The sequence below is a fragment of the Microbacterium alcoholitolerans genome (assembly GCF_050408615.1).
Taxonomy (GTDB): domain Bacteria; phylum Actinomycetota; class Actinomycetes; order Actinomycetales; family Microbacteriaceae; genus Microbacterium.
In genome coordinates this window covers 2,387,710-2,398,033 of sequence record NZ_JBNTKD010000001.1, presented here as the reverse complement: position 1 = coordinate 2,398,033, position 10,324 = coordinate 2,387,710, and the positions used below count along the sequence as shown (strand labels likewise).

Annotated in this window: 10 protein-coding genes; 4 read left to right on the top strand and 6 right to left on the bottom strand. The window is 68.6% G+C overall.

All coding sequences use genetic code 11. The features are described 5' to 3' along the window. Positions 1-9: 9 nt before the first annotated feature. Positions 10-615: a glucose-6-phosphate isomerase family protein gene (locus ACQUSX_RS11500; protein ID WP_428907053.1), complete on the bottom strand. Its 606-nt coding sequence runs from the start codon at positions 613-615 to the stop codon at positions 10-12. 74 nt (positions 616-689) lie between these two features. Between ACQUSX_RS11500 and xylB the strand changes: the two genes are divergently transcribed. From xylB to ACQUSX_RS11480, 4 genes are read left to right on the top strand one after another with little or no spacing between them, the layout of a single operon-like run. Then, positions 690-2,180, top strand: a complete 1,491-nt coding sequence (gene xylB, locus ACQUSX_RS11495) for a xylulokinase (protein ID WP_428907052.1) — start codon at positions 690-692, stop codon at positions 2,178-2,180. Then, a complete protein-coding gene (locus ACQUSX_RS11490) occupies positions 2,180-3,133 on the top strand; it encodes an NAD(P)-dependent oxidoreductase (RefSeq protein ID WP_428907051.1) in 954 nt (317 codons plus the stop codon). Before xylB ends, ACQUSX_RS11490 begins: the two co-directional genes overlap by 1 nt. Before the next feature lie 18 nt (positions 3,134-3,151). Further along, positions 3,152-4,129, top strand: a complete 978-nt coding sequence (locus ACQUSX_RS11485; RefSeq protein WP_428907050.1) for a shikimate dehydrogenase family protein — start codon at positions 3,152-3,154, stop codon at positions 4,127-4,129. Continuing rightward, complete coding sequence (locus ACQUSX_RS11480; protein WP_428907049.1) at positions 4,129-5,115, top strand: phosphotriesterase family protein; 987 nt, start codon at positions 4,129-4,131, stop codon at positions 5,113-5,115. Before ACQUSX_RS11485 ends, ACQUSX_RS11480 begins: the two co-directional genes overlap by 1 nt. 117 nt (positions 5,116-5,232) lie before the next feature. On the opposite strand, the gene ACQUSX_RS11475 is transcribed toward ACQUSX_RS11480, so the two are convergent. The 5 genes from ACQUSX_RS11475 to ACQUSX_RS11455 all read right to left on the bottom strand — a co-directional run bounded on the left by ACQUSX_RS11475 (position 5,233) and on the right by ACQUSX_RS11455 (position 10,315). Next, positions 5,233-6,234 carry an ABC transporter substrate-binding protein gene (locus ACQUSX_RS11475; RefSeq protein ID WP_428907048.1) on the bottom strand — a complete coding sequence of 334 codons (1,002 nt, stop codon included), beginning with the start codon at positions 6,232-6,234 and terminating at the stop codon, positions 5,233-5,235. A gap of 68 nt (positions 6,235-6,302) precedes the next feature. Then, positions 6,303-7,334 carry an ABC transporter permease gene (locus tag ACQUSX_RS11470; protein WP_428907047.1) on the bottom strand — a complete coding sequence of 344 codons (1,032 nt, stop codon included), beginning with the start codon at positions 7,332-7,334 and terminating at the stop codon, positions 6,303-6,305. Next, on the bottom strand, positions 7,331-8,836 hold the full coding sequence (locus ACQUSX_RS11465) for a sugar ABC transporter ATP-binding protein (protein ID WP_428907046.1): 1,506 nt from the start codon (positions 8,834-8,836) through the stop codon (positions 7,331-7,333). Before ACQUSX_RS11465 ends, ACQUSX_RS11470 begins: the two co-directional genes overlap by 4 nt. A gap of 181 nt (positions 8,837-9,017) precedes the next feature. Then, complete coding sequence (locus ACQUSX_RS11460) at positions 9,018-9,887, bottom strand: sugar phosphate isomerase/epimerase family protein (RefSeq protein ID WP_428907045.1); 870 nt, start codon at positions 9,885-9,887, stop codon at positions 9,018-9,020. Then, on the bottom strand, positions 9,884-10,315 hold the full coding sequence (locus ACQUSX_RS11455; RefSeq protein WP_428907044.1) for an RbsD/FucU family protein: 432 nt from the start codon (positions 10,313-10,315) through the stop codon (positions 9,884-9,886). Before ACQUSX_RS11455 ends, ACQUSX_RS11460 begins: the two co-directional genes overlap by 4 nt. Positions 10,316-10,324: the final 9 nt, after the last annotated feature.

The window sequence follows — 10,324 nt, the reverse complement described above, 5'->3', positions numbered from 1 at the left end:
CGCCGGCGGTCAGGCGTTTCGGTACCCGGTGTGGTCGGGGTTCGGCACCAGCTTCCAGCCGTCCCCGTCTGCGACGACCAGGCTCTTCATGCCGCCGGCCTCCGCGATCAGCTCATAGTCCTGCCCGGCGTCCGCCGCGTAGCAGAACAGAGTGACGAACGGCTCGTCGCCGACGTTCACGCTGCGGTGGATCCAGTGGCCGGGTACGTTCACGGCCTTGCCAGGGGTGAGCTCGATCGCCGTGGACTGTCCGTCGACGGTCTCCAGCAGCATGACGCCGTGCCCGCTCAGGCAGTGGTACAGCTCGGCGCGATCGGCGATGGCATGCAGGTGGCCGCGGGTCACCGCGAACTCCGAGCCCACGCGTCCGGGCAGCAGGGTGCTGGTGCCGACGATGAGCGCGCCCGGGCCCTCCTGGTAGCGGTGGTCGTCGACCCAGTAGATCAGCTCGTCCGCGCCGCGCTCATCGACGGATGCCCGCCAGGCTTCCTCGTCCCGGTAGACGCCGGCCATATCGCCGAGGAACTTCTCGTACCGGCGGGAGCGTCCCTCGATCCCGCCGTCGGGCGAGATCTCCAGCGTGACCGGGGTGTCCACTGTCGAATGCGTGCTCAAGATCAACCTCCTGCTAACTTGTAATTACAGGTATACTCCGAAACGTCCCGAATCCGAAATGGAGCAGACCGACCGTGATCATCGCCCACGACCTCGGCACGACCGGCGACAAGGCCTCGCTTCACCACGACGACGGCCGACTGCTGGCATCCGTCACCGTGCCGTACCCGGCGCACTTCGCCGACGGCGGTGTCGCCGAGCAGAACCCGCAGGACTGGTGGGACGCCACGGTCGCCGCGACCCGCGACCTGCTCGCCCGCACCGAGACCCCCGCCGCCGAGGTCACCGGACTGGTCGTCAGCGGCCAGATGATGGGCGCCGTGCTGCTGGATGCCGACGGCGAACCCGCCCGCCCCGCGATCATCTGGGCCGACACGCGAGCCGGAGCGCAGCAGCGCGAGCTCGAGCGGGCGCTCGGTGCCGAGCACGCCTACCGGGTGCTCGGCCACCGCCTGAACCCGACGTACTCGATCGAGAAGATCATGTGGGTCCGCGACAGCGAGCCCGACACCTGGGCGCGGGTGCGCAGGGTGTGCGTCGCGAAGGACTTCATCGTGCTGCGGCTGACGGGGCGCCTCGCGACGGACCGATCGGATGCCTCGGGCATGAACGCCTACGACCAGGCCACCGGCGACTGGTCAGACGAGGTGCTCGCCGCCGCGCGCCTGGAGCGCTCGCTGTTCCCCGAGATCCTCGAATCGACCGCGATCGCCGGCACGCTCACGTCGTCCGCCGCCGAGGCCCTCGGCCTGCACACCGGCGTCCGCGTCGTGATGGGCGGCGGCGACGGCCCGATGGCCGCGGTCGGCTCTGGCATCGTCGCCCCCGAGGACGGCGCGTACGTCTGCCTCGGCACGAGCTCGTGGATCTCATTCGCGGCAGACGCCCCGCTGCACGACCCGCAGATGCGCACCTTCACATTCGACAACGTCGTGCCGAACAGCTTCGTGCCGACCGCGACCATGCAGGCCGGCGGCGCGTCGGTGCAGTGGATCGCCGAAGCGCTCTCCCCCGACCCCGCACATCCCGAGACCGGGCGTCTGACCGCCGAGGCAGGCGCCGGCATCGACACCGAGGACCTCTACTTCCTCCCCTACCTGCTGGGCGAGCGCTCCCCCATCTGGGATCCGGACGCCCGAGGCGCCTTCGTCGGCCTCGGCCGGCACCACACGCGCGCGCATCTCATGCGGGCCGTGCTCGAGGGCACCGCCTTCAACCTGCTCACCAGCATCCACGCCTTCCGCGAAGCGGGCGCCGTGATCGACCGCATCGATGCCGTCGGCGGCGGCGCGCAGAGCGACGCCTACCTCGCCGTGCTCGCCGACGTCTGGGGCGTGCCGGTGCGCCGCCGCACCATCGTCGAAGAGGCCAACAGCCTCGGCGCCGCCGTCACCGGCGCCGTCGGTCTCGGCCTCGCCGAGTTCTCCGCCGCCCGCGCGCTGAGCGAGGTGACGGCGGAGTTCGCTCCGGATGCGGCGCGCCACGCGATCTACGCCGAGCGGCATTCCCGGTTCACCGAGGCGTACGCGGCACTGGCGCCGTGGTTTGCGGGAAGGAGTCGCTGATGGGCGTCATCCTCGTCACCAGCCGCTCGTTCTCGGACGGCGACCTCGACCTCGTGGCGCGCGCCAACGCCGCCGGACACCGCATCATGCGCGGCCCCGCGCACCATGACCTCGCCGAACTGCGGCCGATGCTGCACGGCGCGGATGCCTGGATCGCCGGAACCGGAGCAGTCACCGCCGAGCACATCGCGGCCGCACCCCGGCTGCAGGTCATCGCCCGCTACGGCGTGGGCACCGAGGCCGTCGACATCGACGCCGCCGCCCAGCGCGGCATCGTCGTGACCAACACGCCAGGGGCCAATGCGGCCGCAGTCGCCGACCACGCGGTGGGACTCATGCTCGCAGCCCTCCGCACCATCCCCGATGGCGACCGCCGCGTGCGCGCCGGGGACTGGTCGGTGCGCCGCGGACGAGAACTGGGCGCCGCCACCGTCGGCATCGTCGGGTTCGGCCGCATCGGGCAGGGTGTCGCCGCACGCCTGCGCGGCTTCGGATCGCGCATCCTGGCATCCGACCCGTTCCTCTCCGACGAGCGCACCCGCGAGGCCGGCGCCCAGCCCGCCGATCTCGACGACCTGTTCCGCACCGCCGACCTCATCACCCTGCACGCCCCCGGCGGGCAGCGACTCGTCGATGCCGATCGGCTGGCCGAAGTGCGCCCTGGCACGATCCTGGTGAACACCGCCCGCCCCGACCTCGTCGACGAGCAGGCCGTCGCCGAAGCGCTTGCCTCCGGCACCCTGAGCGGCTACGCGGCCGACACCCTGGACGGCGACACCGCCGCCAGCGCGAGTCCGCTGCTCGCATCCGATCTCGCCGACCGCGTGATCGTCACCCCGCACCTCGGCGCGCAGACCACCCAGGCCGTCGACAACATGGGCCGCATGTCGCTCGACGACGCCCTCGCCGTGCTGCGCGGCGACGCACCGGCCCACCCCGTCACCTCCCGCTGATCCGCAATGGAGCCCCTCATGACCGAGACCGCATCCACCTCCTCCCGCCCAGACGCCGCCCGGGTCCGCGCTGACCGCGCCTCCGCCGACCACATGGGCTTCGTCGGCGTCACCACGGGATCGTCGTCGATCATGAAGGTGTTCCCGCTGTGGGCCGACATCCTCGGCCTGCCGACCCGCACACTCGTCGGGCACGACCTGCCGATGGACGCCGACCCGTCGGTGTACCGGGCGATGGTCGAGCAGATCCGCGACGATGAGCACCACCGCGGCGCGCTGGTGACGACGCACAAGATGAACGTGTACGCGGCGGCATCCGATCTGTTCGACGAACTCGACCCGTTCGCCGTCTCGTGCTCCGAGATCTCGAGCATCTCCAAGCGCGGCGAGAAGCTCATCGGGCGCGCGAAGGACCCGATCACCGTCGATCTCGCCCTCAACGACTTCCTGCCCGCCGACCACTTCGCCCGCACCGGCGCGGAGGTCGTCATCCTCGGCGCCGGGGGCTCGGGCACCGCGCTCAGCTGGGCTCTCGCCGAGCGCGCGGACGCCCCCTCGCGCGTGACGGTGACGGCTCGTGCGCAGGACAAACTCGATCACCTGCGCGAGGTGCACCGCCAGCACGGCACGGCCGAAGGCCTGATCCGGTATGTGGTCACCGAGACGCCGGAAGAGGCGGATGCCATCGTCGCCGCAGCCCCGGCGGGATCGGTCATCGCCAACGCGACGGGCCTCGGCAAGGATCGGCCGGGTTCACCGCTCACCGACGCCGTAGTCCACCCCGAGGGCGCCTGGGTGTGGGAGTTCAACTACCGCGGGTCGCTGGAGTTCCTGCATCAGGCGGTCGCGCAGCGCGAAGCGCGTGGCCTGCAGGTGATCGACGGGTGGCGCTATTTCATCCACGGCTGGTCGCAGGTCGTCGCCGATGTGTTCGAGATCGACCTCACGCCCGACGTGGTCGAGCAGCTCGCAGCCGCCGCGGAGTCGGTGCGCTGATGTCCGGCGAGGTGTCGGGTTCGGTTCGCACGGTGCTCGGCGACGTCGATGCGGCGTCGCTCGGACGGGTGAACTACCACGAGCACCTCTTCCAGGTCTCGCCGCTGCTGCCCGGCGACGAGCTCGACGACGAGGCTGCGTCATCCGCCGAGGCCGGGCTGCTGAAGGCGAGCGGCTTCGAATCGATGGTGGATGCCACCCCCTTCGGCATCGGTCGCGATGCCGCCGCTCTCGCGAGGATCAGCAGCGCGACCCGGCTGCACATCGTGGCGACGACCGGAAGGCACCGCGAGGCGCACTACGGCGAGGATCACCCGATGCAGTCGTGGGACTCCGAAGCGCTCGCGGCGCTGTTCACCGCGGACGTCGCCGACGGGATGGCAGCCGATGATGCGGAGGTCGCATCGGCCGGACCGAGAGCGCATGTCGCGCTCGCCCGCACGGCCGATGGGCGCACGATCCGCGCCGGGATGCTGAAGGGCGGCATCGACTACTGGCGCATCAGCGCGTTCGAGCGCACCACGCTGGACGCCCTCGCTGCGACCCACCGCGCGACCGGTGCGCCGATCATGGTGCACCTGGAATTCTGCACGGCCGCGCACGAGGTGCTCGATCTGCTCGGCGCCGAGGGCGTGGCATCCGATCGCGTCGTGCTCGCCCACGCCGACCGCGACCCGGACGCCGGCCTGCACGTCTCGCTCGCCGAACGCGGCGCCTACCTGGGATACGACGGCTTCGCCCGCCCGCGCACGCACAGCGACGCGCGCCTGCTCGAACTGACCTCGGCGGTGGCATCCGGCGGCGGCGCAGACCGGATCGTGCTCGGCGGCGACGTCGCCCGCGCGACGCGCTACATCTCCTACGGCGGGATGCCAGGTCTCGCCTACCTCGGCGAGCGGTACCTCCCGCGCCTGCGCGCCCTGGTCGGCGACGACGCCGTCCACGCGATGCTGGTCGCCAACCCCGCCCGCCTGCTGTCGTTCTGAGCCCCGCACTCACCCGCGGGCTCTGAGCTCCGCACTCACCCGCGGCGGCGGCATCCGGGTGCAACGCGAAAGCGGCCCCCACCCGAAGGTGAGGGCCGCCCGTGACGAAGCGTCAGATCACTCGTAGAGGACTGCGGCGATCTTCGGGTCCTCGATGTTGTCGGCGTCGTACCAGTACGAGCCGGTGTCGTAGAACTCGTCGAGGGTCTCACCGTTGGCTGCCGCGACAGCCGACTCAACCGTGCGAGCGCCGATGCCGATCGGGTCCTGGGTGATCGCGCCGGCCATGGTGCCGTCCTTGATCGCTTCGATCTGGGCTGCGCCCGAGTCGAAGCCGATGATGGTCAGCTTGCCCTTCTCGAGGCCGAGCTCCTTGACGGCGTTCACGACGCCGATGGCCGAGCCCTCGTTGGTGCCGTAGATGCCCTTGAGGTCCGGGTGGGCGGCGATCATGGTCTTGGCGATGTCGGCCGACTTCAGGTGGTCGCCGTCACCGTACTGGATGTCGACGATGGTGATGTCGGGGTAGTCCGCCTCGATCTTCTCGACGAAACCGTCGCGGCGCTCGACACCGGTCGAGTTGATCTGCGAGTGGCCGACGATGCCGACCTCGCCAGAGCCGCCGATCAGCTCTGCCATGTGCTCTGCAGCCAGCGCACCGGCGACCATGCTGTCGGTCGCGGCGAGGCTGAGTCCGACGTCGCCGTTGCAGGGTGCGTCGAAGTACACCACGGGGATGTCCTTGGACTTGGCCTGCTCCAGCGGAGCGACGCACGCCTCGGGGTCGAGGGCTGCGTAGCCGATCGCGTCCGGGCTGCTGTTGATCGCGGTGGTCAGCATGTCGAGCTGCTGCGCGATCTCGGTCTCGGCTGCGGGACCCTCGAACGTCACACGGACGCCGAGCTCCTTCGCCTTCTCCTCGGCACCCGTCTTCACGGCCTGCCAGAACTGGTGCTGGAAGCCCTTCGAGACGAGGGCGACGTACATCTCGCCGTCACCGCTGCCGCCGGCCTCGGGCGCTGCGCCCTCCTCGACGACGTCGCCGCCGCCGCAGCCGGCGAGGACGAGCGCGGAAGCCGCGACGAGAGCGGCGAATGCGGTCTTCTTGCCAATTCGCATGGAAACTCCATTGTTCTGTGTGGATGTCGACCGGGTGATCGACGGGGATCGGTGGGAAGGGATCAGGTTCAGGTGCGCTGGCGGTTGCGCAGCGAGTCGAAGAACACCGCGAGCAGCACGACGACGCCGACGACGACGTTCTGCCACTCGGACTGGATCGACATGATGCGCAGGCCGTTGACGAGCACGCTCATGATGAGCGCGCCGATCACGGTGCCGATGATCGAGCCGCGTCCGCCCAGCAGCGAGGTGCCTCCGATGATGACGGCGGCGATCGCCTGCAGCTCGTAGCCCATGCCGATCTGCGGCTGCGCCGAATCGAGACGGGATGCGATGATGACGCCGGCGACGCCGATGAAGGCGCCCGCGAGCATGTAGACGAAGATCGTCCAGCGACGGGTGTTCACACCCGACAGGCGCGTCGCCTCCTCGTTCGAGCCGATCGCGAACGTGTAGCGGCCGAGCAGCGTCTTCGACAGCACGAGTGCTGCGATGATCGCGAGCACGATCGTGATCAGGACGGCATTCGGGATGCCGGGGATGATCACGCCGAGCGCGATGCGCTTGAACTCCGGTGCGGAGGTCGAGAAGTAGATCGGGCGCACGCCCGAGATGACGAGCGCCAGGCCTCCGGCGATCATCATCATCGCCAGCGTGGCGATGAACGGGGGCAACCGCAGGAACGTGATGTTCACGCCGTTGACGAGACCCATCAGCACGCCTGTGGCGATGCCGCCGAGCACGCCGACCCAGATCGGCAGGCCCCAGTTGGTGATGAAGACACCTGTCATCACGGCGCACAGCGCCATGCCGGTGCCGAGCGACAGGTCGATGCCACCGGTGATGATCACGAACGTGGTGCCGAGCGCGAGGATCGCGATCACCGCGGTCGAGAGCAGCACCGTCGTGAGGTTGCTCACGGTGAAGAACGCCGGGCTGGCGATCGAGAAGAAGATGACCAGCACGACGAGCGTCGCGAAGGCCAGCGACTGCTGCAGCTGGCGCTTCAGCATGCCTGCGACGTCGCGCTTGTCAGTGTTCTCGGTGACGGCCTGCTGCACCACGGTCGTGGTCGAGCCGGACTGCTGTGGTGTGCTCATTCGTCTTCCTCTCCGTGGGCGGCGAGCTGCATGATCTTCTCCTGGCTGGCTTCCTCGTTGCGGAGGGTGCCCGTGATGCGTCCGTTCGCGAAGACGGCTATGCGGTTCGCGACACGGAGGATCTCGGGCAGTTCCGACGAGATGACGATGATGGACTTGCCGGATGCCGCGAGCTGCTGCATCAGGCGGTAGATCTCCTCTTTCGCTCCGACATCGATGCCTCGGGTCGGCTCGTCGAAGATGAGGATGTCGCAGTCGCGCATCAGCCACCGGGCGATGACGACCTTCTGCTGGTTTCCTCCGGACAGCAGCTTCACGATCTGGTTGACCGAGGGGGTCTTCACGCGAAGCTGCTGCACGTAGTCCTTGGTCTGGCTCTTCGCCTTGCGGTCGCCCATCCAGCCGATCGCGTTGGCATAGGAGTCGAGCGAGGCCAGCACCGTGTTGAAGGTGACGTCCTGATCGAGCATCAGGCCGAGCAGCTTGCGGTCCTCGGACAGGTAGCCGATGCCGCGCTTGACCGCGTCCTCGGGCTGGCGGATGCGCACCGTGCGCCCGCCGACGCTGATCGCTCCGCCGTCCTTGTGGTCGGCGCCGATGATGGCGCGCGCGGTCTCGGTGCGGCCGGCGCCCATCAGGCCGGCGAAGCCGAGGATCTCGCCCTTGTGCAGCTGGAAAGAGACGTCCTTCAGCAGGCTCTTGGTCGACAGGCCCTTCACGTCGAGCACGATCGGGTCGTTCGCGTGCTCGCGCGCGTCGGGTCGGGTGCCCTCATCGATGACGCGGCCGACCATCATCTCGATGATCTTCGGCACGCTGATCTCGCTCTTCTCCAGCGAGCCGATGTACTCGCCGTCGCGGAGCACCGAGACGCGATCCGCGAGTCGGCGAAGCTCGTCCATGCGGTGCGAGATGTAGACGATGCCGGTGCCGCTGGCCTTGAGCTGCTCGATGAGCACGAACAGGGTCTCGACCTCGCTGTCGGTCAGCGCCGAGGTCGGCTCATCCATGATGAGCACCTTCGCATTGAACGACAGCGCCTTGGCGATCTCGACCATCTGCTGCTCGGCGACGGTCAGCTCGCCGACCGGCTTGCGCGGATCGAGCTGGATGTTGAGGCGGCTGAGCAGATCGGAGGTCTTGCGGTTCAGCGCACGCTCCGACAGGAACGGCCCGACCTTGGGCTCGCGGCCGATGTAGATGTTCTGCGCGACCGTGAGGTCGGGCATCATGTTCAGCTCCTGATGAATGATCGTGATGCCGAGCTGCTGCGCCTGCAGCGGGCTGGTCAGCTCCACCTGCTCGCCCTCGAAGGTGATCGTTCCCTCGTCGCGGGTGTAGATGCCGGAGAGGATCTTCATCAGCGTCGACTTGCCGGCGCCGTTCTCTCCGACGAGGACCAGCACCTCGCCGGAGCGCACCTCCAGGTTCACGTCTTTCAGCGCCTGCACGCCGGGGAAGCCCTTGCTGACTCCCTCCACCCTGAGGATGGGATCGCTCATGCCCGCACCTGCTCCCTTGGAGGTCGATGATTCCCAATGGAATCGAATTCAAACATCGGATCAATTGTGCGCCTAACCCTTGGGTCAGCGCAAGTTGTACCTAAATGTATCTAACACCGAGGACGATCGCCACACCTGTAATAACAAGTTGATCACGAACGATGCGATGTCGGTCGCCGGATCAGTGCAGCGCGATCGACCTGACCGCGACGAGCTTGTCGCGGATGAACGCGTTCGCGTGCGCACCGAGCTCGTCGCTGTCGGTCCAGAGGTTCCGCCAGATTCCCAGCATGCGGCTCAGGTCCTCCGCGACCACAGCCGACGAGAACGACTCGAAGACGATCGGGCCGTCATAGCCGATCCGCCCGAGAGCCTTGAAGAAGCCATCGAAGTCGACGGTTCCGGTGCCGAGGTAGCCGCGATGGCTCTCGCCGATGTGCACGTACCGCAGGTGCGCCGCGGCATCCAGCACCGGCGCGACCATATCCGACTCCTCGATGTTCATGTGGTACGTGTCGAGGTGGATGCCGAGGTTCGGCCGGTCGATCTCGGCGAGGTGCGCGACGGCCTGACGCGCCGTGTTGAGCACGTTCGTCTCGTAGCGGTTCACGACCTCGAGTGAGACCTGCACGCCTCGCGTCGCTGCGTGATCGGCGACGCGCGCGACCGCGCGCCGGCTGCTCTCGATGCCCTCTGCCGTCGCCGGGAGCATGTACTTCTTCATCGCCGAGTAGATCACGCCGCAGAAGTGCGTGCCGCCCAGGTCGGCGAGCACGTCGACGGCGCGCATCAGCAGCGCCTCGCCGGCCGCGACCACCTCGGGATCGGAGCTGGTGACATCCGTCGCCTCGGAGAGTCCGAGCGATGCGCTCACCGCGAGGCCGTGCTCGGCGAGCGCGGCCTTCGCTGCATCGACGTCGAACGAGAACGGGTCCATGAGCGGGAACTCGATCAGGTCGAAGCCGGCCTGCTTCGTCTTCTCGACGGCGAGGCGGATCCCGTCGGCGTCGAAGGTTCCGGTCCAGACGAGTCCGTGGCATCCGATGTTCATGAGATCTCCTTGCGCGACTCGTGTCCGACCACGCCCTTGCGGAGCAGGGCGTTGCCGTACTTGCGGGTCTCGCCCGTGCGCACCATCAGGTACGCCGTCTTCGCGACGTCGTAATAGGCGAAGCGCTCCACGAAGCGCGTCGTCTCCTGCGTCGTCCCGGCCGCCGACATCAGCTCGCGCTGCACATCGAGCACGGTGGCATCCGCCGACTCCATCAGATCCATACCCGGCGCGTCATCCAGCGGCAGCACCGAGCGGATCGCGGCGACCACCTCGGGCGTGCTCGTGCCCGGGAGGTCGACCACCCGCTCGCCGAGCGCCCACGCCGGGAAGTGCGCGTCGGCGACGACGACCGAGTCGGAATGGCCCATCCGGTCGAGATGCAGCAGCAGCTCGCCGGTGAGCAGCGGATTGATTCCTTCGAGCATGTCGTCCTC

Excerpts from the sequence above, each read along its gene's own strand:
- ACQUSX_RS11470 (WP_428907047.1), bottom strand. The coding sequence starts at position 7,334 with ATGAGCACACCACAGCAGTCCGGCTCGACCACGACCGTGGTGCAGCAG.
- ACQUSX_RS11465 (WP_428907046.1), bottom strand. The coding sequence starts at position 8,836 with ATGAGCGATCCCATCCTCAGGGTGGAGGGAGTCAGCAAGGGCTTCCCC.
- ACQUSX_RS11485 (WP_428907050.1), top strand. The coding sequence starts at position 3,152 with ATGACCGAGACCGCATCCACCTCCTCCCGCCCAGACGCCGCCCGGGTC.
- ACQUSX_RS11480 (WP_428907049.1), top strand. The coding sequence starts at position 4,129 with ATGTCCGGCGAGGTGTCGGGTTCGGTTCGCACGGTGCTCGGCGACGTC.
- ACQUSX_RS11475 (WP_428907048.1), bottom strand. The coding sequence starts at position 6,234 with ATGCGAATTGGCAAGAAGACCGCATTCGCCGCTCTCGTCGCGGCTTCC.
- ACQUSX_RS11490 (WP_428907051.1), top strand. The coding sequence starts at position 2,180 with ATGGGCGTCATCCTCGTCACCAGCCGCTCGTTCTCGGACGGCGACCTC.
- ACQUSX_RS11455 (WP_428907044.1), bottom strand. The coding sequence starts at position 10,315 with ATGCTCGAAGGAATCAATCCGCTGCTCACCGGCGAGCTGCTGCTGCAT.
- ACQUSX_RS11460 (WP_428907045.1), bottom strand. The coding sequence starts at position 9,887 with ATGAACATCGGATGCCACGGACTCGTCTGGACCGGAACCTTCGACGCC.